The 21,978-nt window shown below is 38.7% G+C and carries 25 protein-coding genes; 24 read left to right on the top strand and 1 reads right to left on the bottom strand.

The window, feature by feature from the left end; translation table 11 throughout:
* Positions 1–1,421 precede the first annotated feature (1,421 nt).
* On the bottom strand, positions 1,422–2,054 hold the full coding sequence (gene crp / locus HBA_RS00380; RefSeq protein WP_097032096.1) for a cAMP-activated global transcriptional regulator CRP: 633 nt from the start codon (positions 2,052–2,054) through the stop codon (positions 1,422–1,424).
* A gap of 2,987 nt (positions 2,055–5,041) precedes the next feature.
* Here crp and tusD point away from each other — a divergent pair.
* From tusD to rplF, 24 genes are all read left to right on the top strand, one after another.
* Positions 5,042–5,395 carry a sulfurtransferase complex subunit TusD gene (tusD, locus tag HBA_RS00375; protein WP_457920927.1) on the top strand — a complete coding sequence of 118 codons (354 nt, stop codon included), beginning with the start codon at positions 5,042–5,044 and terminating at the stop codon, positions 5,393–5,395.
* A 6-nt stretch (positions 5,396–5,401) separates the two neighbouring features.
* Positions 5,402–5,761 carry a sulfurtransferase complex subunit TusC gene (gene tusC / locus HBA_RS00370; RefSeq protein WP_097032094.1) on the top strand — a complete coding sequence of 120 codons (360 nt, stop codon included), beginning with the start codon at positions 5,402–5,404 and terminating at the stop codon, positions 5,759–5,761.
* Positions 5,762–5,776: 15 nt separating this feature from the next.
* Positions 5,777–6,064: a sulfurtransferase complex subunit TusB gene (tusB, locus tag HBA_RS00365; protein ID WP_097032093.1), complete on the top strand. Its 288-nt coding sequence runs from the start codon at positions 5,777–5,779 to the stop codon at positions 6,062–6,064.
* 143 nt (positions 6,065–6,207) lie between these two features.
* Entirely contained in the window at positions 6,208–6,582 is a 375-nt protein-coding gene (gene rpsL, locus HBA_RS00360) for a 30S ribosomal protein S12 (RefSeq protein ID WP_097032092.1), read from the top strand.
* 80 nt (positions 6,583–6,662) lie between these two features.
* Positions 6,663–7,133: a 30S ribosomal protein S7 gene (rpsG, locus tag HBA_RS00355; protein ID WP_097032091.1), complete on the top strand. Its 471-nt coding sequence runs from the start codon at positions 6,663–6,665 to the stop codon at positions 7,131–7,133.
* Between the two features lie 97 nt (positions 7,134–7,230).
* Positions 7,231–9,336: an elongation factor G gene (fusA, locus tag HBA_RS00350; RefSeq protein ID WP_097032090.1), complete on the top strand. Its 2,106-nt coding sequence runs from the start codon at positions 7,231–7,233 to the stop codon at positions 9,334–9,336.
* 83 nt (positions 9,337–9,419) lie between these two features.
* A complete protein-coding gene (gene tuf, locus HBA_RS00345; RefSeq protein WP_097032089.1) occupies positions 9,420–10,604 on the top strand; it encodes an elongation factor Tu in 1,185 nt (394 codons plus the stop codon).
* A 3,698-nt stretch (positions 10,605–14,302) separates the two neighbouring features.
* Positions 14,303–14,614, top strand: coding sequence for a 30S ribosomal protein S10 (gene rpsJ / locus HBA_RS00340; protein WP_097032088.1), 312 nt, complete (start codon positions 14,303–14,305; stop codon positions 14,612–14,614).
* A gap of 28 nt (positions 14,615–14,642) precedes the next feature.
* The gene (gene rplC, locus HBA_RS00335) at positions 14,643–15,272 is read left to right on the top strand and encodes a 50S ribosomal protein L3 (RefSeq protein ID WP_097032087.1); all 630 of its coding nucleotides are present in this window, start codon (positions 14,643–14,645) and stop codon (positions 15,270–15,272) included.
* A 16-nt stretch (positions 15,273–15,288) separates the two neighbouring features.
* Complete coding sequence (gene rplD, locus HBA_RS00330; protein WP_097032086.1) at positions 15,289–15,894, top strand: 50S ribosomal protein L4; 606 nt, start codon at positions 15,289–15,291, stop codon at positions 15,892–15,894.
* The gene (rplW, locus tag HBA_RS00325) at positions 15,891–16,193 is read left to right on the top strand and encodes a 50S ribosomal protein L23 (protein WP_097032085.1); all 303 of its coding nucleotides are present in this window, start codon (positions 15,891–15,893) and stop codon (positions 16,191–16,193) included. The genes rplD and rplW overlap by 4 nt, the downstream gene beginning before the upstream one ends.
* A 17-nt stretch (positions 16,194–16,210) precedes the next feature.
* On the top strand, positions 16,211–17,032 hold the full coding sequence (gene rplB, locus HBA_RS00320; protein ID WP_097032084.1) for a 50S ribosomal protein L2: 822 nt from the start codon (positions 16,211–16,213) through the stop codon (positions 17,030–17,032).
* Positions 17,033–17,048: 16 nt separating this feature from the next.
* The gene (gene rpsS, locus HBA_RS00315; RefSeq protein ID WP_097032083.1) at positions 17,049–17,327 is read left to right on the top strand and encodes a 30S ribosomal protein S19; all 279 of its coding nucleotides are present in this window, start codon (positions 17,049–17,051) and stop codon (positions 17,325–17,327) included.
* 18 nt (positions 17,328–17,345) lie between these two features.
* On the top strand, positions 17,346–17,678 hold the full coding sequence (gene rplV, locus HBA_RS00310) for a 50S ribosomal protein L22 (protein WP_097032082.1): 333 nt from the start codon (positions 17,346–17,348) through the stop codon (positions 17,676–17,678).
* Between the two features lie 17 nt (positions 17,679–17,695).
* Positions 17,696–18,403: a 30S ribosomal protein S3 gene (gene rpsC, locus HBA_RS00305; protein WP_097032081.1), complete on the top strand. Its 708-nt coding sequence runs from the start codon at positions 17,696–17,698 to the stop codon at positions 18,401–18,403.
* Complete coding sequence (gene rplP, locus HBA_RS00300) at positions 18,403–18,819, top strand: 50S ribosomal protein L16 (protein ID WP_097032080.1); 417 nt, start codon at positions 18,403–18,405, stop codon at positions 18,817–18,819. The genes rpsC and rplP overlap by 1 nt, the downstream gene beginning before the upstream one ends.
* On the top strand, positions 18,816–19,001 hold the full coding sequence (gene rpmC, locus HBA_RS00295) for a 50S ribosomal protein L29 (RefSeq protein WP_097032079.1): 186 nt from the start codon (positions 18,816–18,818) through the stop codon (positions 18,999–19,001). The genes rplP and rpmC overlap by 4 nt, the downstream gene beginning before the upstream one ends.
* Before the next feature lie 7 nt (positions 19,002–19,008).
* On the top strand, positions 19,009–19,263 hold the full coding sequence (gene rpsQ, locus HBA_RS00290) for a 30S ribosomal protein S17 (protein WP_097032078.1): 255 nt from the start codon (positions 19,009–19,011) through the stop codon (positions 19,261–19,263).
* Positions 19,264–19,431: 168 nt separating this feature from the next.
* Complete coding sequence (rplN, locus tag HBA_RS00285) at positions 19,432–19,803, top strand: 50S ribosomal protein L14 (protein ID WP_097032077.1); 372 nt, start codon at positions 19,432–19,434, stop codon at positions 19,801–19,803.
* A gap of 10 nt (positions 19,804–19,813) precedes the next feature.
* The gene (rplX, locus tag HBA_RS00280) at positions 19,814–20,125 is read left to right on the top strand and encodes a 50S ribosomal protein L24 (RefSeq protein ID WP_097032076.1); all 312 of its coding nucleotides are present in this window, start codon (positions 19,814–19,816) and stop codon (positions 20,123–20,125) included.
* Between the two features lie 20 nt (positions 20,126–20,145).
* Entirely contained in the window at positions 20,146–20,685 is a 540-nt protein-coding gene (gene rplE, locus HBA_RS00275) for a 50S ribosomal protein L5 (RefSeq protein WP_097032075.1), read from the top strand.
* 14 nt (positions 20,686–20,699) lie between these two features.
* Positions 20,700–21,005, top strand: coding sequence for a 30S ribosomal protein S14 (gene rpsN, locus HBA_RS00270; RefSeq protein ID WP_097032074.1), 306 nt, complete (start codon positions 20,700–20,702; stop codon positions 21,003–21,005).
* A gap of 29 nt (positions 21,006–21,034) precedes the next feature.
* Positions 21,035–21,430 carry a 30S ribosomal protein S8 gene (rpsH, locus tag HBA_RS00265; protein WP_097032073.1) on the top strand — a complete coding sequence of 132 codons (396 nt, stop codon included), beginning with the start codon at positions 21,035–21,037 and terminating at the stop codon, positions 21,428–21,430.
* A gap of 13 nt (positions 21,431–21,443) precedes the next feature.
* On the top strand, positions 21,444–21,977 hold the full coding sequence (gene rplF, locus HBA_RS00260; protein ID WP_097032072.1) for a 50S ribosomal protein L6: 534 nt from the start codon (positions 21,444–21,446) through the stop codon (positions 21,975–21,977).
* Position 21,978 lies beyond the last annotated feature (1 nt).

Genomic DNA, 21,978 nt, shown 5'->3' with positions numbered 1-21,978 from the left:
AAGTAGTTTAAGAAAATTTTGGTACGTTTGACTAAAGAGACTTTACAATATAGAAAACAGCAACTGCTGCTCTGTATGGCTGTTCCTATAGTATAGAGTTATTTTTGATAGGTGCCGTGCGGTTAATCTTGTCACTTGATGCTTTCCGTTTTCAAACCGATTAGTGTATTGCATGGCTGACTTTGGTATCTCGTGTTTTTTTTATCCAACTTTATATTTTAGTCAAGCTGGGTAGCATGATTAATTTTTGTATGAAACTTATAACCTATCAAAACTTATAGTTTGTTTAGTGTATTCATTGCCGGATTATGAATATAAGTATCAAGGCTAGTTACATCACAACATACTAGGTATTAACTTAGTTTGAGTAAGCAATGTTTTTCTAGTGGTGACGATACTATTTTACGTATATCTAGCAAACGGCACGTCAACAAACAATTTCAAGTAACTCACACATTAAAATAATCAATATTCTCTATGCCATTTCGTATTGATACATCTCATACAGGTTTGATGTTGCTTATTCATTGGTGCCTCTAGACCAGGTAGTGCTAGACTTATCTAGTGGTAGTGTTGTATGTGTTATTTCGTACAACTAAATAAGTTGATTGATATAAATTTTGTTGGACTTAACTCTAACCGTTAAAGCATTTTATCCGATAGTCTCGTAGCTGCATAATCAGTTTTTAAGTGTGACATTTTAAAAGATTCAAGAAGCCACTATCGTTGATAAATACCGACTAAGGCTGTTGCTCTATTGAATAACGCAACAGTTTTAATCTTTGAGGTGATTGCTAGAATAATTTAGATGAAGAAACCATTCAGAAGCCTGAATATAAAATGGATGCTGAAGATAAGATATCAAAGGGTTACGGAAACGTAAACTAGAATTGTTCATTCTATCTCCGGATTAATACAGCGCTATCAGAAAACTTAACTAAGTTGATAAATATCACATACCAAGAGGTATTATATATTTTTTAATAAACAGTCAAGAGAACCACAGTATAAATTAGTCTTACTTATACAATAGTATAACTCTAAATAGAGTAAGAGTAGCGGCGAGAGTGGCGCATTGTTGTAATCTTGGGTATAAACACTGCAACAATAAGCGCTACCGATATCAGACAAAGGTGAATCAGATTAATTGTGATTTTATGCTAAACATTACCCCTTTTTTTAAAATGATGATATCGATCAAGATATCAAGGATACCTTTAACATTCAGGTACCTGAGAGAATCGTTAACCTTACTTCAAATTACTGAATATCGTTACAATTGCAATCCATATAACAAATCAAAAGTACCTACCTAAGGGTCGTGATTGATTTGGAGGAGTTAGTTTGTTCAGTTTGCGTTACATTGGTCGATTAAAATAAAAAGCATGGCTGATATGCCTATGCTTTCCTTAAAAAGGAAATTATCGAGTGCCGTAAACAACAATGGTTTTTCCATGAGCAGAAATTAGGTTCTTATTTTCGAGGATTTTTAAGATCCGGCCGACCGTTTCCCGTGAACATCCGACAATTTGACCGATTTCCTGCCGAGTGATTTTGATTTGCATACCGTCCGGGTGAGTCATGGCATCTGGTTGTTTGGCTAAATTAAATAACGTTTGTGCTATACGCCCTGTTACATTAAGAAAAACCAAGTTGCCGACTTTTTTAGACGTTATCTTTAGACGGTTTGCCATTTGTGATGACACGCGCATTAAAATATCGGGATTAACCTGGATAAGCTGGAGAAATTTCTTGTAGGATATTTCAGCTACTGCACAAGCCGTTTTTACTCGCACCCATGCGCTGCGCTCTTGCTTTGCTTCAAAAAATCCTAATTCGCCAATAAAATCGCCCTGATTAAGATAGGAAAGAATCATTTCTTTGCCTTCTTCGTCCTTGATAAATACTACAACAGAGCCCTTAATAATGTAATAAAGCGTTTCTGCTTTTTCACCCTGGTGAATTAATGTGCTTTTCGAGGGATATTTATGAATATGGCAATGAGACAAGAGCCATTCGATAGTGGGGTCTTTTTGCTGTTTGCCGATAATCATTTGTTGTTATCCTCTCTTGTCATCACCGATTTTGATTGGTGAGTATCATATTTTATGTGAGGTTTTGTTATGACATAATTACGTCTATGTTTTTGTAAACAGAACTTAAAGGTAGGTGATGATGATTTAGTATTTATTATTTTTTTGATTACTTACTTGTTATTTAACTGTCATTAACTTTATATCTTATTATTCTTTATTACAGCATAGTTTTAAGAAATTGTCTTGTATTGTCTTGATACATCATGACACATCTACAGTTACATTGGCAGTTTGCCAGTAAAAAGTAGTTTTTATGCACAAATTATCAAAAACTGATATTATGTGAGCTATACTATAGTATATATCAAACATGTTTTTTATTGGCTAATTTGCTTTCTGCTACTAAATGAGCATGAATGGTAACATAGGAAAATTCTATATCGCGATAAAATGCTCTTTATTTTCGCCTTATCTAAAAATGCTATTTGACAAAGTGTCAATTTGTAAATTAGTTAGGTTATTAGGGTGTTATTCTGTCTTGCTGAAGTTAGACAATTGTTTTGGTATAGCGTACCTCTTTTAAGGTACGTGTCATCGAGTGATAGCGTGGTCATACAGTAATATAGTACTACGTTAACGAATATGATTTGATGTCATCAAGTTTTTTATTGTAAATGTAGTAATGAATTTTATGTCAGAGCTATTTGCTGCTTGACAACTACCAGTTTATTGATGTTGAAAATTTAGAATTGATGCAGTACATAGTCCCTAGTAAATAGGAAATATATGCTTTTAAATTACGGAAATGAGTTAGTTTAAAGTTTTTTTTTGAATACCTAAGTTTTTTGATAGCGAACGAATGTGATATACCTGTTGTTGATACACACTAAAAATTGATATCAGTACGGATAATTGCAGTATAATAACATTCATGTTAAACTCTATCGAGTTGCAATAGAATTATTAAAGAGTGCTGCGCTTGCATATTTGTATTCGGTGGTATCGCACATTCATTTTCAGTAAATTTACTATTGTAAAATACAGAAAAAGTTAATAAATTTACATGGAAATTTTATTGTAATATACAACATACAGTTTTAGTTTTTGTCTAACTTTGCTATTTATTACGTGGGTTTTTACTCAATGCAATAAAAATTAATTAAATTTTAATTAAGTCATTAGTATTGATCTATGTCAATATAGCATTTGTCCAAAACGCAAGCAGCTGGAGTAGGTTGTAGATTCGGTTCAGCAACGTGTCGTAATAGACAACTACATGAGACTGGCAACGCCAGTCTCATGTAAATCTAAAACAGCGAAAATCAAGTTACCTATACAATAGGTAACTTGATTTGGGTGTTGATATATAATTTAATAAAATTATAGGAAAATCTGTATCAGACTAGATGAATATCAGTTTCCTGTCGGTTTATAGGAAGATTTTAGCAACACAATAAACTTTCTGATTAAGAAATTGAGTAATAACACTAAAAGGTTTAAAGAGCGTATAAACAGTCTTATCAGACTAAAATAAGACAGAAAACTAATAAGGATAACAACTATAAGGGAGATAAATATCGCACAATTTATGTTAAGTAAAAGTACTTTAAGAAAAACGTTCACGGCATGCTGTATAAAATCAATAAAGATGTTTTGCTTGCTGCACGCCGACCGATAAGTGATACTGTGGTATTAAATTTATAAAGTTGAATTGGTTGATGAGACGAAATTTAACAATTCCTATAAGTGTGTTGTCCGTTTTCCTTACTTATAGAAAACGCGATCCCTATTTAACTGAAGGGTTAGAGATCATAAAAGGTGGGGAATTTAACTGCTTATTTAGCTAGAATAAGCTTATAGTAACTTCCTTATTTACCGGTATTGCAGAGTAACTCTACTCTAGTTTTTTGGTATCGAACCATTAAATATCAAATTGATTACTCCAATCTTTTGTTTAGCGTCATTGCTAACGTTTATTAGTACAGATGACATATTATGTGATTATCACGTAATTTTCTTTTAATTTTTAGGGTGTCTTGCTTGATTAAACAAGTTTTCACTTATGAGTGCGGCGCACCTACCGCAGACAGGTACTATCGCATCAATATTCATGTTAAATAATAAAATTAATACACAAAAGATCAGCGAGTTTATTAAGAGATACTCTCTCAGTTGCTGTTTAGTAAAATTACAAGTAAATCTATTTAATAATATCCTGTCAAATTTATAATTAGTGTAGACATGTCTACATGCATGTATCTAATCTCTAAAGTAAAGAGAGCTAGATTTACTAGACAAACATTATCTTAGCATTGTTTATGAAAAAGTTTTTCTTAGTATAAAGTTATTTTAAGTAGTTGGTCTATGTTTATTTCAGTTATTCTTTTCAGTGAATTGCACTGAATTTTACTCTCCGTAAGACCTTAAATGTTAGGTGGTGCTTATCGCCACCGTCAAAATATCAAATGTTAGTAGGGGCATCAATTGCTTATCTTGCATGGTGCTAGCTGATGATGTTACCTAACAAAATAGCTAGTTTATCCACTGACTGTCAACTTTGATTTAACGTTTTCATAATAAAATACATATAACTATTATGATTTAATATCATGAATAGTGAATGATAAGCTTCCTGTGCACCAGGAATGCATCTGGTGGTGGCATTTCTCTTTAAAATACATACTTTAATTTGCTAAACATGGAAGACCATTGCTATTTGGCTGACTTTTTATTTTGTAAACTATTTGATAGTTGAAATTACTTAATTTTACAATTAATGATTTTACCGCGGATCGCGGTGTGTTTAGTAATAATTTATAATTGAAGTAACACTTGTAAGTAAGTTATAATGTCTAGTTTTAAAGTCAAAACCGTAAGAGCGTTCTGAATTTGACATACTTGCCATCAATCAGATTTTCTATAGTCTGAATATTTCTAAGCGCACCGTGTTATATTGATTACTTCAAAAGTTCTCTTTGTTTATAAGATAGGAGAGTTATAAGTCTTTGGATTACTGTTTAATGGTTACTGGCCCAGCTTATGGTAACCAACGCGCTAGCAACGCTCTGCAGTTCGCACATGCCCTACTAACATGTGGACACCGTTTAGGTATTGTTTTTTTTTATCAAGATGGTGTTGGGAATTCTAATCGTCTGAGTATGCCTGCAAGCGATGAGGTTGATCTGGTGCGTGCCTGGCATAATTTATCTCAAAAGCATTCGGTCGCTCTGCATGTCTGTGCCTCCGCCGCCATGCGGCGTGGCATTGCCGATGATGTTCTTCAGCTAGGTTTTAAACTTAGTGGTCTAGGTACTCTGTCGCAGGCAATGATTAGTTGCGATCGTTTCATACAATTTTAAGTCGTCATGAACCGTATCGCTTTTGTTTTTACTTACGGGCCGCACGGCAACGCTTCAGGACGTGAAGGGCTTGATGCACTATTGGCTACTTTGGGATTAACCAATGATATAGGTGTATTTTTTATCGCTGATGGTGTATTGTTGCTATTACTACATCAACAGCCATCACGAGTTTTAGCGCGAGACTTTATCGCTACTTTCGGTGTGTTATCATTGTATGATGTTAACAGGCTTTATCTCTGCGCTGACTCGGCCACAGAGCGCGGACTAGATGTTTCTACTGGCTGGATTCTAAACGTCGAGTGGCTTTCGGCGTTAGACTGGCGTCAGTGTTTATCCACTTATGACGTCATAGTGACGTTTTAACACTAAAGGCGTTGAATGTTGTATACCCTAAGTCATTCTCCCTACTCCCGCGATCTTGCGGCGCTGTTGCGTACCGTTAGACCTGGTGATGTTCTGCTGCTGCTATCTGATGGCGTAATTGCTGGGTTGCGTGGCTCACCATCCGCTCACGATTTGAGCGTTTCGTCTCTGATACTGCAAGCATTGGAGAATGATATTGCTGCACGCGGGTTATTTGCCTTTTTTTCACCAAACATTGCGATAGTCAGTTATACTGATTTTGTTAAGTTAACTGAAAAACAGATTCAGCAGATAGCCTGGTAAAAATGGGTAATTGGTATATATCTTGACAAGATTATTCATTAATTATACAATTTTTATATTTTAGTACTTTGACCCTCCGCATTATTATGCAATTTAATTTATTTCTTAATACTTACAAAGTAAAATACCAGGAGCTTTATTGAATGGCAACCATAAATCAGTTGGTACGCAAATCGCGCTCCATGAAGTTTGTAAAGAGCAATGTTCCGGCATTAGATGCCTGTCCACAAAAACGTGGCGTATGTACTCGAGTGTATACTACCACGCCCAAAAAACCAAACTCCGCGTTGCGTAAAGTGTGTCGTGTTCGTTTAACCAACGGATTTGAAGTTACCTCTTATATTGGAGGTGAAGGACATAATCTGCAAGAACACTCCGTGATTCTTATACGCGGCGGCCGTGTAAAAGATCTTCCAGGAGTTCGTTATCATACTGTGCGTGGTGCTCTTGATTGTTCCGGTGTTAAAGACCGCAAGCAAGGACGATCTAAATATGGTGTAAAGAAATCAAAGGCTTAATGCTTCTCTTGTAGAGAAGTTAAGTTAGGTATTTATTATATTAATAAGTTATAAATTTTAAATTAAATACGGAGCATTTTATGCCACGTCGTCGTGTTGTTGGCCAACGTAAAATCCTACCTGATCCGAAGTTTGGATCTGAACTTTTGGCCAAGTTTGTTAATATACTGATGGTAGATGGTAAAAAATCTACAGCGGAAGTAATCGTTTATAATGCATTGAAGATCCTTGTGCACCATTCAGGAAAAGACCCTCTAGAAGCTTTTGAAATCGCTCTAAACAACGTTCGTCCAACTGTCGAGGTCAAATCTCGACGTGTTGGTGGTTCTACATATCAGGTGCCAGTAGAAGTTCGTCCGGTTCGCCGTAATGCACTAGCAATGCGTTGGATAGTTGAAGCTTCTCGTAAACGCGGTGATCAATCTATGGCTCTTCGTTTAGCAAACGAACTTTCTGATGCAGTGGAGAACAAAGGTGCTGCTGTGAAAAAACGTGAAGATGTTCACCGGATGGCGGATGCTAATAAGGCTTTTGCCCACTACCGTTGGTAATAGTAACACCAGTAGTCATGCTAACTAAACGGACGATCATGAGCTGGCCAGGCCGTGTAATTTCGTAAATGCATGCCCTAAGTAATCGAGGATTTTAATGGCTCGTATAACACCCATTGCATGCTACCGTAACATTGGTATTAGTGCTCATATCGATGCGGGTAAAACCACCACGACTGAACGTATTTTGTTCTATACTGGTGTGAACCACAAAATTGGTGAAGTTCATAATGGCGCTGCCACTATGGATTGGATGGCGCAAGAGCAAGAACGTGGTATTACCATCACGTCTGCAGCGACGACTTGTTTCTGGACCGGCATGGCCAAACAGTTTGTTTCCCACCGAATTAACATCATTGACACTCCGGGACACGTAGACTTCACTATTGAAGTAGAACGTTCCTTGCGTGTGCTCGATGGTGTGGTTATGATCTACTGTGCCGTAGGCGGCGTGCAGCCGCAGTCTGAAACTGTCTGGCGTCAGGCAAACAAGTATAAAGTGCCGCGTATTGCGTTCGTGAATAAAATGGACCGTATAGGAGCTAACTATCTGCGCGTGGTTGAACAGTTAAAAACTCGTTTAGCCGCTAATCCTGTTCCTATTCAGCTAGCTATCGGTGCAGAAGAACATTTTACGGGCGTTGTCGACTTAGTTAAAATGAAGGCCATCAATTGGAGTGAAGCAAATCAAGGTTTAACCTTTAATTATGAAAACATTCCTTCCGATTTAACCGCACTAGCTGACAAATGGCGACAACATCTGGTTGAATCAGCTGCTGAAGCGTCTGAAGATTTGATGGACAAATACTTAGGAGGCGAAGAGCTAACCGAAGAAGAAATTAAAAAAGGTTTGCGCCAGCGCGTTATAAATAACGAAATTATTCTGGTTACCTGTGGTTCTGCGTTTAAGAACAAGGGAGTTCAGGCAATGTTAGATGCAATCATAGAATACCTTCCTGCACCAACTGATGTTAGTGCTATGAATAGCGTGCTTAACGATGGTGAAACCAGCGCTGAGCGTTATTCAAGAGATGATGAGCCATTTTCAGCTCTAGCTTTCAAAATCATCACCGACCCGTTTGTCGGTAATTTGACCTTCTTCCGCGTCTATTCAGGAGTCGTGAATTCTGGTGATACCGTTCTAAATTCGGTTAAAGACAAGCGCGAACGTTTCGGTCGTATTGTACAGATGCATGCTAACAAACGTGAAGAAATCAAAGAAGTGCGAGCCGGTGATATTGCTGCGGCCATAGGCTTAAAAGATGTGACTACTGGGGATACTCTGTGCGATCCTTCCGCACCTACAATTCTTGAGCGTATGGAATTTCCGGAGCCGGTCATTTCGGTTGCGGTGGAACCTAAAACGAAGGCTGACCAGGAAAAAATGAGCATGGCTTTAGGTCGTTTAGCGCAGGAAGACCCCTCTTTTCGCGTTTGGACTGATGAAGAGTCTGGCCAAACTATCATCGCTGGTATGGGTGAATTGCACCTTGAAATTCTTGTTGACCGCATGCGTCGTGAATTCAACGTGGAAGCTAATGTTGGTAAGCCTCAGGTGGCTTACCGAGAAACTATTCATGCCACGATAGAACAGGAAGGTAAATTTGTTCGTCAGTCAGGTGGTCGTGGTCAGTTCGGTCACGTATGGCTGCGTATTGAGCCAATGGAGCCAGGTGGCAAAGGTTACGAGTTTCTGAACGAAATTGTTGGTGGCGTGGTGCCTAAAGAATATGTTCCGGCGGTGGATAAAGGTATTCAGGAACAGCTAAAAAGTGGTATTCTAGCCGGCTACCCGATCGTAGATGTTCGCGTTACCATCTTCGATGGCTCTTACCACGAAGTAGATTCCTCGGAAATGGCGTTTAAGATTGCTGGTTCTATTGCATTCAAAGAAGCCTTTATCAAGGCAAAGCCTGTTTTACTGGAACCTATAATGAAAGTGGAAATTGAAACACCTGAAGATTATATGGGTGACGTGATTGGTGATTTGAACCGTCGTCGCGGTATTATTGACGGTATGGAGGATACCACAACTGGTAAAACTGTTCGCGCGCAGGTCCCATTGGCTGAAATGTTCGGTTATGCTACTGAACTGCGTTCACAGACTCAGGGCCGTGCTTCTTATTCCATGGAGTTTTTGAAGTACCATGAAGCACCGAATAACGTTGCTCAGGCCATTCTCGAAACCCGCAGAGCTAAGTAAGCTTTTTAAAAGGATTACACAATAAAGACCCGCGCTTTTACTTAATTTAGTAAAAGCATAAGAGTAAAGTAAGGAATATAGCCGTGTCTAAAGAAAAGTTTCAACGCACAAAACCACATCTTAATGTCGGTACTATTGGTCATGTCGACCATGGTAAAACGACCTTGACCGCAGCCATCACGACCGTTTTAGCCAAGACCTATGGCGGAAGTGCGTGCGCCTTTGATCAGATTGACAACGCGCCAGAAGAAAAAGCCCGAGGTATAACTATTAACACTTCGCACGTTGAATATGATACATCTACACGCCATTATGCACATGTAGATTGCCCGGGTCACGCCGACTATGTGAAAAACATGATTACCGGCGCGGCTCAAATGGACGGAGCGATTCTGGTGGTTGCTGCAACCGATGGCCCGATGCCGCAGACTCGCGAGCACATTTTGTTGGGTCGCCAGGTAGGTGTGCCGTACATCGTCGTTTTTATGAACAAATGTGACATAGTAGATGACGAAGAGCTGCTAGATTTGGTTGAAATGGAAGTTCGTGAACTATTGTCTCAGTATAACTTCCCGGGCGATGATACACCAGTTATCCGCGGTTCAGCGCTGAAAGCGCTTGAAGGAGACGAAGCTTGGACGCAAAAAATTTTTGAACTAGCAAAAGCGCTAGATAACTATATTCCGGAACCTAAACGAGATATTGATAAACCTTTCCTAATGCCGATTGAGGACGTATTTTCCATCTCAGGCCGTGGTACGGTAGTAACTGGTCGTGTAGAACGCGGTATTGTCAAGGTAGGTGAAGAAGTAGAAATCGTGGGTATCAAAAACACCATCAAAACCATTTGTACGGGTGTTGAAATGTTTCGTAAGCTGTTAGACGAAGGTCGTGCTGGCGAGAACGTAGGTGTGTTATTGCGTGGCATAAAGCGTGATGATGTCGAGCGTGGCCAGGTATTAGCTAAACCGGGTTCAATTAAGCCACACACTCAATTTGAATCAGAAGTTTATATTCTAAACAAAGATGAGGGAGGCCGCCACACACCATTCTTTAAGGGTTACCGTCCGCAGTTTTACTTTCGTACTACTGACGTGACCGGTGCTATTGAATTACCAGAAACCATTGAAATGGTGATGCCAGGCGATAATATTAAGATGTTTGTCAACTTAATTTCTCCGATTGCCATGGATGAGGGTCTGCATTTTGCAATTCGTGAAGGTGGCCGTACAGTTGGTGCTGGTGTGGTTGTTAAAATTATAACTTAATATAATGTTGCACATATAATGTATGTTTTGAATTAGTAACCATAAAAATGGCGCAAATAGCGCCATTTTTATGGTTTTACCATCTTGGTGGATGTAATGAACCTACAATTCTTGTGCTGCTTAGGATAAGCAGCACAAAGACGGCTAATATGATCATTGGATACTTCCAAGATACTTATTGATTAGATCGTTGTCTAATGCGATGCCTAGACGTAGCACCATAACCCAATTTTGTAAATGGTTATTTCAGTAAAAATTTGCATTTAGGTTACTAGTGTGATGCTTATAAACTTAATAATAGCGATGTACTAATAATAAGAGCTTTACCCATGCATAAAGCGATTAGCTTTGACACTACTGTAAAAAATAAGGTTTCAACAAGTCTATCTTTATATCATAATGATAACGTAATATAAAAATCGCAGGAGACAGTGTTGAACATTTTAATATTCACTATTCATTAAAAATGAGAAAATTAAGTTCAAAGATGGTAAAATAAATATTTTGCCGGTATAATTTTTAAATTCTAATGAGTAGCAACATAGTTTCAACATTTTTATTAATAACTTAGTAAGTTCTGCTCTTATGCAAATTAGCTACATACAGGAATAACAATTCCACAACAATATTGCTAGAAAAGAAAGCGTTATTAAAAATAAAGCCTATAGTTATTCCCAACTATAGCAATAATACTGACGGGGGCTATAAACCAGATCGGTCATGTATGTGCTTGTCTTTTTACGTGGGAGCAGGAGGATAAGTTGATTGTGACTGTATTGAGTAAACGCTTACCGGTTTGGTTGCCGTGCTGTCGGTCAAACATTGCCACTTAGTCAAAACAATAAAGCTGAAAGATAAATATGTTATACCATGCACAACTTAAACGGTAAAGTGCATAGTTATAATAAGCGGTTAAGTATAATATCTATTGTAACCCGGTTTCCGAACAGCAGGATATGTTAATTAAAATAGTCAGCAGTAAAACTTACTTAGATTAACAAAAACATTCGTAATTAAAATGTTAACGATATTACCGTGCTTCTGGTCCAGGTTTTATCTAGTTTTTTTTTGTTGTGTTCTGCATCATTATCTTGTCTATCTGGGAAATTAGATCCTCCCCCCGTAAAGCTTAATAAGCAATAATTTTCAGATTCGCAGTGAACGGAAAACTTCACTAGCTAACAGGCTTATAGCCTCTATAGTACCTTTGTATAAAAAGAGGAAAGAATAAAAATTGAAACGTCAGAAACATTTTCATAGCTAGAAATGCGTAATTTGATAGCTTAATATTTCCTGTGATATAGATAACTAAATCGCAAATCTTACAGAAGAACGCATAACTTAAAAACAAAGTTAATACTTTTACCAAATTATTTTGATCCACGCAAAGGTAAATTATATTTTAATAGGTGTAACATGGAGTTAGCCAGGAAATTACGACCTGGAATACTATTCCAGATGTAAAGACTGCATTAGTAATCAAAGATCTAAAAGCCTAATCAGGCAAGCCAATATATCACATTCAACACCTTTTTTCAAATAACCCACATGAATAAACATTTTATCTGACCGGCTTTACCGCAGGTTGCTAAAAGACATAAATAATACAGTAAGCGCTATTGCTTTAACTGGTGTCCGTATAGCTGCTATCATAATTAACTTTGCAAGTAAGTTTAATTACTATTCTTTTTTTAAGCCGTGGTTAATACTTATAAATATAATGCATAGAGTGACAATATGATTTATTAACGCACGGGTATAAAAGGGGATATCTTGCCACGTTGTTTTGGCTCACTATTACTTCTTTAATAAGCGACACAGGCATTTAAGAATTAATAAATAATCAGCAAACTTAGTCTCCCCAGCACAAGATTAACGCGCAACAGTCAGTTGCATTTAAGATTCTGTACATAGAAAGAAGCCACTCTATATGTTATTCGTTAGCCGAAGATTATCGTAGGTGTTTGCTTTTATTTGGCGTTCTTGTCTGTTCGGCGGTTTTGTTAATTGTTGCTAAAGAAAATCTGATTTGCTCTGGCCAAGGAAGTGAATATAGCTTTTTAGCTATAAAGCAACATTTGTTATGCAAATAACATTAATTACATATAAGTAATTAATTTATACAAATTTAACTGTTTTATTGAACTTGCGCCTAACTTTAGCATAATATCTTATGCTTGCATGTTGCCATAATTTCTTAATATGCGTATTATTTCAAGGGTAATAAAACTCAAAAAAAACAATAGGAATATTTTTGCTGAATTTATTTTAAAGAAAGTGATCTCTTACTTAATAAGAGGTAAGAGAGCAAGCTAAAGCAATTCAGGCATATATGTTGTCGTTTAGGTCATGATTAATGAGAAAGTTACTGTCATTTTGATTGTTCTTAATAAGCATGGCACATAATAGACAAGCTTTATAACTTAACTAAATTTAGCTTAATTATCATCGTTCTAACACAATAATATCACTATATTCACTTATTGAAGGTAACTTATTTTAATAATTAAAATAATTTTGATATTGTAAAATAATCGTTAATAAACTTTTTAAGTTTAACTACTGAGTAGTAATGTATATTTTATGTAATGCAATATAAACAACAACGCATTACTAGCCGCAGTGAGTTTAAATTATCCCTATATTTACCAGAATTAAAATTATAAGTATTGTGATTCTTAAGTTTGATCATTTTATGCGTAATACTTTATAATAAAGTACATGATGAACGAGAGCATATCGCATAGTTATAAAATATTTTGAAAAGTATAGTGATCGTTTTTATGATTTTATTGTAACTATATACAGATATAATCTGTAGCGAATGAATGTATCATTAACGATAATACAAATTTATCAATTATATAAACAAACTGTTTGACAAGGATCTGATGATTATCATCTAGTATTTATTGCATTTCAATATATTTAATAAATTAGGCCTTATATAGTTTAATGAAATTAAATACTACAAATTTACTGGTGAAATAAAATACTTAGATATCGTATCCTATGCGAGGATATGCGTTGCTGGATTTGAAAAGATTTTAACTGAGTAAATAAATAGTACCTTAGATGTTTTAAAAACTCATGCTGAAGTTTTTCAAGCTTGTAAGCTACCTGAACTACTTTGCAGTCATAGCCTGGAAAGGCTCAGCTATGCTCAGCTATTTTCCGTGCTTATTAGGTTGTATTTTATGGTAGACAGTTTCAAATTCACCGCATCTCGCAATGCCGATCAGCACATTAAGTGATTTTGCTCAGTCTTTATTTTATTTTTTAATTAATTTTCGATCAGCTTACGAGACTTTCTGTATGATATTTATGCTTTTAAATGGCTCTCTCAAGTTAGAGAGTTTTGCCTTTTAATTTAATTTGTTTTATTGTGTTTCGTGTAAGTGCATAATGTTTTCTAACACAGTACTTTTCCTTTTTTACGCCTTGCGCTTGCTTTCTGTATAAATTTGCGTATAATATGTATCCTTGTATTCTAGATATTTACTATAAAAGCCGACTTTGCTCATCAAGGCCCTTTCTGAGCCACGTAAGCTGTAAGCCAGCTAACAATATCCCCAATAGGGGGATAACAATGAACGATTATATTACTCCCCTATCAAAGTATACTCCCTTATAAATCGATAAGGGAATGAGTTTGTTAGGTGTTTTTTAAGTTTATTCATAATTGGAGCTCTGGTCTCATGCAGAACCAAAGAATCCGTATACGGTTGAAAGCGTTTGATCATCGTTTGATCGATCAATCAACCGCGGAAATTGTCGAGACTGCTAAACGTACCGGTGCTCAGGTACGTGGTCCGATTCCGCTGCCGACCCGGAAAGAGCGATTTACTATTTTGATCTCTCCGCATGTTAACAAAGATGCGCGTGATCAGTATGAAATACGCACTCATAAGAGGCTGATTGATATAGTGGAACCAACCGAAAAAACCATTGATGCTCTTATGCGTCTGGATCTGCCTGCCGGTGTAGATGTGCAGATTAGCCTAGGTTAACCAGATTATTAATGATTGAGAGGTTAAAATGAAGGGTTTAATCGGACGTAAAGTAGGCATGACTCGCATTTTTACTGAAGACGGCGTTTCTATCCCGGTCACCGTTATTAAAATCGAAGCCAATTGCGTGACGCAAGTAAAAAATCTGGAAAAAGATGGATACTCGGCAATTCAGGTTACTGCTGGTACAAAAAAGACCAATCGCCTAATCAAACCGGAAGCTGGTCATTTTGCTAAGGCTGGCGTTGAAGCAGGTCGTGGTCTATGGGAATTTCGCGTCGAAAAAGGGGAAGAAATCACCATTGGCCAGAGCATCTCCGTAAAATTGTTTGCTGATGTTAAAAAAGTTGACGTTACGGGTACCTCTAAAGGTAAAGGATTTTCAGGCACTGTAAAGCGCTGGAATTTTCGTACCCAGGATGCTACTCATGGTAATTCTTTGTCTCACCGCGTTCCGGGTTCTATCGGGCAGAATCAAACGCCAGGGAAAGTATTTAAAGGCAAAAAAATGGCAGGCCAATTAGGCCACACCCGCGTAACCGTTCAAAGCCTAGACTTGATCAATGTTGATGTAAAACGCAACTTGCTTCTGGTTAAGGGCGCGGTCCCGGGAGCAACCGGTGGTGACCTGATTGTTAAACCAGCTATCAAGGAGTAACATCAAGGAGATAGGCATGGAATTAGTATTAAAAGATGCGCAAGGCACACTTTCTGTTTCAGAAAACACCTTCGGGTGTGAATTCAATGAAGCGCTAGTCCACCAAGTGGTTGTGGCTTACGCATCAGGTAGGCGTCAGGGAACCCGCAGTCAAAAGACCCGTGCCGAAGTTACTGGAACCGGTAAAAAACCTTGGCGTCAGAAGGGTACCGGCCGTGCTCGTTCCGGTAGCTTTCAAAGCCCAATTTGGCGTTCTGGTGGCGCAACATTTGCAGTGAAGCCGCAAAATCACAGTCAAAAAGTCAACAAAAAAATGTATCGCGGGGCTCTGAAAAGTATCTTATCTGAATTGATACGTCAGCATCGTTTAATTGTTGTTGAACAGTTCTTGATCGAAGCACCGAAAACCAAGTTTCTTGCACAAAAACTTAAGGAAATGATGTTGAAAGATGTTCTGATCATTATCCGCAAACTAGACAAAAACCTATTTTTAGCTGCGCGTAACCTCTATAAAGTAGATGTGCGGGCTGTTCAAGGTATCGATCCGGTTAGTCTGATAGCCTTCGATAAAATTATTATGACTGTTGATGCTATTAAACAAATTGAGGAGATGCTGGCATGATTCGTGAAGCACGTGTACTAACAGTACTACGCGCGCCGCATGTTTCTGAAAAAGCATCTATTGCTATGGAAAAATATAACACTATCGTTTTCAAAGTAGCTAAAGATGCGACCAAAGCAGAAATCAGAGCCTCTGCGTATACACTGTTTCAAGTTGAAGTCAATGATGTGCGTACCCTGATTGTTAAAGGTAAAACCAAACGTCATGGAAAACGTATCGGTCGTCGTAGCGACTGGAAAAAAGCTTATATCACCCTGCAAAAAGGTCAGAACCTAGATTTCATCAGCGGTGCAAAGTAAATCAAAGGAGTAAGACAATGACAATTGTCAAATGTAAACCCACATCTCCTGGTCGTCGCCACGTTGTCAAAGTGGTTAATACTGAGTTACACAAAGGCAAACCATATGCTCCGTTGCTGGAAACTATCAGTAAATCTGGTGGACGTAATAAAAACGGCCGTATTACTACACGTCATATTGGTGGTGGTCATAAGCAACATTATCGTTTAATTGACTTTAAACGTAATAAAGATGGTATACCGGCAGTGATAGAACGTCTAGAATACGATCCTAATCGATCTGCCAACATTGCTCTTATTTTGTATAAAGATGGTGAACGTCGTTACATTTTAGCACCAAAAGGTATGAAGGCCGGTGATCAGATTGAATCTGGCGCTAATGCAACAATTAAAGCCGGTAACGCACTGCCGATGTGTAATATACCTGTTGGTTCTACCGTGCATAATGTGGAAATGAAACCTGGTAAAGGTGGTCAGCTGGCACGATCTGCCGGTGCTTATGTTCAAATAGTAGCTCGTGATGGTGCTTATGTCACGCTGCGTTTACGTTCAGGTGAAATACGAAAAATTCATTCAGAATGCCGCGCTACTTTGGGTGAAGTAGGTAATGTAGAGCATATGCTGCGTGTACTAGGTAAAGCCGGTGCAAACCGCTGGCGTGGCATCCGCCCAACCGTTCGTGGTACGGCGATGAACCCGGTTGACCACCCACACGGTGGTGGTGAAGGTCGCAATTTTGGTAAGCATCCGGTATCCCCATGGGGTATTCAGACAAAAGGTAAGAAAACTCGTAGCAATAAGCGTACTGATAAGTTTATCGTACGTCGACGCAGCAAATAATATTAGAGGATAAACAATGCCACGTTCTCTCAAGAAAGGTCCATTTATTGACCTGCACTTGCTGAAGAAAGTAGAAAAAGCGGTAGAAAGCGGTGACAAGAAGCCTATTCGCACTTGGTCACGTCGTTCAACGATTCTTCCAAAAATGATTGGTTGTACCATTGCTGTTCATAATGGTCGTCAACACATACCGGTTTTTGTTGCCGATGAAATGGTTGGTCACAAACTCGGTGAATTCGCTCCGACGCGTACTTATCGCGGCCATGTATCCGACAAAAAAACCAAGAAACGTTAATATAGGAATGAAGAAGAGATGGAAACTATTGCTAAATATCGCCACGCTCGTTCTTCTGCCCAAAAGGTTCGTTTAGTGGCTGACCTGATTCGCGGGAAGAAAGTGTCGAAAGCACTGGACGTTCTTAACTATTCTAACAAGAAAACTGCTAGTCTGGTTAAGAAAGTACTGGAGTCTGCTATTGCTAATGCTGAACACAATGATGGTGCAGATATTGATGATCTGAAAGTCGCAAAAATTTTCGTCGATGCTGGTCCGAGCATGAAGCGTATTATGCCGCGGGCTAAGGGTCGTGCAGACCGTATCCTAAAACGTACCAGCCACATTACTGTGGTTTTGTCAGATCGCTGAGATATTGGAGATTAGCAATGGGCCAGAAAGTACATCCAAATGGTATTCGCCTGGGTATCGTCAAACCCTGGAACTCTACTTGGTATGCAAATACCAAAGAATTCGCCGATAATCTAAACAGTGATTTTAAAGTTCGTGAGTTTTTAAATAAGGAATTGTCGAAAGCTGCAGTTTCTCGCGTAGTTATAGAGCGTCCAGCCAAAAGTATCCGTGTAACTATTTATACCTCTCGTCCAGGTATCGTAATTGGTAAGAAAGGCGAAGATATAGAAAAATTGCGTAAAGTTGTAGCGGATATTACTAAAGTCCCAGCACAGATTAATATTACTGAAGTCCGTAAACCAGAACTGGATGCCAAACTAGTTGCCGATAGCATAGCTTCACAGCTAGAACACCGTGTTATGTTCCGTCGTGCAATGAAACGTGCCGTGCAAAATGCTCTTCGCCTTGGAGCTCAGGGGATTAAGGTCGAAGTCAGTGGCCGGTTGGGCGGTGCTGAAATCGCGCGTACTGAATGGTATCGAGAAGGTCGTGTTCCGTTGCATACGCTGCGAGCGGATATCGACTATAATATGTCTGAAGCGCATACTACTTATGGTATTATCGGTGTAAAAGTGTGGATCTTTAAAGGTGAAATTTTAGGTGGTATAGCTGCGGTTGAACAACCGGAATTTGCTGCTCAACCTAAAAAACAGCAGCGTAAAGGACATAAGGAGCTTCGCTGATGTTACAACAACCCAAGCGTACAAAATTCCGTAAAATGCATAAAGGCTGCAACCGTGGCTTAGCATCTGGTACTAATGTTAGTTTTGGCACTTTTGGTTTAAAAGCTATTGTTCGTGGTCGTTTAACTGCGCGTCAAATCGAATCAGCACGGCGGGCTATGACACGTGCAATTAAGCGTCAAGGTAAGATTTGGATCCGCATTTTCCCGGATAAACCTATCACCGAAAAGCCTCTTGAGGTGCGTATGGGTAAAGGTAAAGGCAATGTAGAATACTGGGTTGCCTTAATTCAGCCTGGTAAGGTTCTGTACGAAATGGACGGTGTTTCGAAAGAGCTTGCCCGTGAAGCTTTTAAGCTAGCTGCAGCAAAACTGCCAATTAAAACCACTTTTGTGACTAAAACGGTGATCTCATGAAAGCAAATGAGTTGCGTGAAAAAAATGATAAAGAGCTTAATACAAAACTACTAGATCTGCTGCGTGAGCAATTCAACTTGCGTATGCAGGTTGCGAACGGTCAATTGCAACAGACGCACCTATTGCAGATAGTTCGCCGTAATGTTGCTCGTATCAAGATGTTATTAACTAAGAAAAGATGAATGCGTTATGAATAATAAATTTCGTACTTTGCAAGGTCGTGTAGTCAGTGACAAGATGACAAAATCTATTGTTGTAAATATTGAACGTTTTGTGAAACACCCTCTTTATGGGAAGTTTATTAAACGAACTACCAAGTTTCATGTACATGACGAAAACAATGATAGCAAGATTAACGATATCATTGAAATTAGAGAATGTCGGCCGATATCCAAGACCAAGTCCTGGACGCTGGTTCGCGTTTTAGAAAAAGCACTCCCGTAAACCTGTAAGCACGCTTTAAATAAATATTTTAAAAATTAGCAGGTTATTTGTTTTACCAATTTACTAGGAGTGGTGTTCTACGGATAACGCTCTATTTTATAAAATTTTTTATAACGATCTATTGAGGTCATTAGAGAGAATAGTAATTGACATGAACGGAGCACTAACATGATCCAAGAGCAAACTATGCTGACCGTGGCTGACAACTCCGGTGCACGGCGCGTAATGTGTATCAAGGTTCTAGGCGGGTCGCACCGTTACTACGCAGGCATCGGCGATATGATAAAAATCACCATAAAAGAAGCAATTCCTCGTGGCAAAGTAAAAAAAGGTGATGTTCTTAAGGCTGTAGTCGTACGTACTAAAAAAGGTGTTCGTCGCCCTGATGGTTCTGTTGTTCGCTTTGATAGTAATGCTTGTGTTCTGATAAATAATCAGAATGAACAACCTATAGGTACGCGTATTTTTGGACCGGTAACTCGTGAACTACGTACCGAAAAGTTTATGAAGATCATTTCTCTTGCACCTGAGGTACTCTAAGGAGTAAAACATGGCAGCGAAAATCCGTCGTAATGACGAAGTCGTCGTGTTGACCGGTAAAGATAAAGGTAAACGCGGTAAAGTAAAAAGTGTTTTGTCTACTGGTAAAGCCATAGTAGAAGGCATTAATTTAGTAAAAAAACATCAAAAACCAGTCCCAGCAATAAAACGGTTAGGTGGCATCATTGAGAGAGAAGCAACAATCGATCTCTCTAATCTTGCAATATTCAATACGATTACTAACAAGGCGGACCGCGTGGGCTTTAAGATTGAAGATAGAAAGAAAGTACGTGTCTTTAAATCTAATGGTGAAACTATTTAAGCAATTTGGAGAGTAGTACAATGTCAAAATTGCATAGTTACTACAAATACAAAGTAGTACATCAACTTATTAAACATTTCAGATACTATTCTGCCATGCAAGTACCTCGGATCGAAAAGATCGTTCTAAACATGGGGGTGGGGGCAGCAATTACTAATAAAAAGCTATTAGCTAGTGCTGTTGCCGATTTAACCTCAATTTCCGGCCAAAAACCGCTGATTACCAAAGCACGTAAATCTATTGCGGGCTTTAAGATTCGTCAGGGCTATCCAATTGGTTGCAAAGTAACCTTACGAGGCGAACGCATGTGGGAGTTCTTCGAACGACTAATTTCCATTGCTGTACCGCGTATCCGTGATTTCCGGGGCCTCTCTGCCAAGTCATTTGATGGCCGTGGCAACTATAGCATGGGTGTGCGTGAGCATATCATCTTTCCAGAAATCGACTACGATAAAGTAGATTGTGTTCGGGGCTTGGATATTACTATTAATACAACTGCGAAATCTGATGATGAAGGACGAGCCTTGTTGACCGCCTTCAACTTTCCATTTCGCAAGTAAGGTATAATTACTGTATGGCTAAAGAATCTATGAAAGCACGTGAAGTAAAACGCGTGAAATTAGCTAATAAATTTTTCACAAAACGTGCTGAACTAAAAAATATCGTTTCTAATGTGAATGTTTCTCACGAAGAACGTTGGAATGCAGTTTTAAAACTGCAGACGCTGCCGCGTGATTCTAGTCCATCTCGTCAACGTAACCGCTGCCGACAAACTGGTCGGCCGCATGCTTTTCTACGAAAATTTGGGCTTAGCCGTATCAAAGCCCGTGAAGCTGCTATGCGCGGTGAAATTCCGGGTCTAAGAAAGGCTAGCTGGTAAATAATCATAAATTACGAGAGTAAAAAGAGATGAGTATGCAAGATCCGATCGCGGATATGTTAACTCGTATCCGTAACGGTCAATCCGCAAACAAAACTGCTGTCTTCATGCCTTCTTCGAAGCTTAAAATGGCAATTGCTAATTTACTAAAAGAAGAAGGATTTATTAAAGATTATAATAAAGTTGAAGTCGGTACCAATCCGGCGCTGAAATTAGTACTTAAGTACTTTCAAGGTAAACCAGTAATAGAACGCATTCAGCGTATCAGCCGTCCCGGTCTTCGCATATATAAGAAAAAAGATATGCTCCCCAAAGTCATGGCAGGACTGGGTATTGCGGTTATTTCTACTTCTAAAGGAATTATGACTGATCGTGCAGCCCGCCAAGCTGGTCTTGGCGGCGAGATTATATGTTATGTAGCATAATTGGGAGGAAAGAATGTCTCGTGTTGCTAAAGCACCAATCGTCATTCCTACTGATGTAGAAGTTAACCTTAACGGTAAAAATATTTCTATTAAGGGTAAGAAGGGCCATCTTACGCGTACTATCCACGAAGTTGTTAACATTCAGTATTATGATAACCAGCTAACCTTTGCTCCTCGTGAAGGTCATACCAATGGTTGGGCGCTTGCCGGCACTACACGTGCATTAGTAAACAATATGGTGATTGGTGTGACACACGGGTTTACTAAAAAGCTACAGCTGGTAGGAGTAGGTTACCGCGCTGCAGTAAAAGGTAACCTGGTGAATTTATCTTTGGGTTTTTCTCATCTCATTGAACATCGACTACCGGATGGTATTACAGCTGAATGTCCTAGCCAAAATGAAATTTTGCTGAAAGGTTTTGATAAACAAATTATTGGTCAGGTTGCGGCAGATTTGCGAGCTTATCGTCGTCCTGAACCTTATAAAGGAAAGGGTATTCGTCACGTCGACGAAGTTGTGCGTGCAAAAGAAGCTAAAAAAAAGTAAG

Origin of the sequence: Sodalis endosymbiont of Henestaris halophilus (genome assembly GCF_900161835.1) — a bacterium.
In the GTDB taxonomy this organism is placed as follows: Bacteria; Pseudomonadota; Gammaproteobacteria; order Enterobacterales; family Enterobacteriaceae.
The sequence above is the reverse complement of the archived record's forward strand: the minus strand, read 5'-3'. Positions and strand labels throughout refer to the sequence as shown.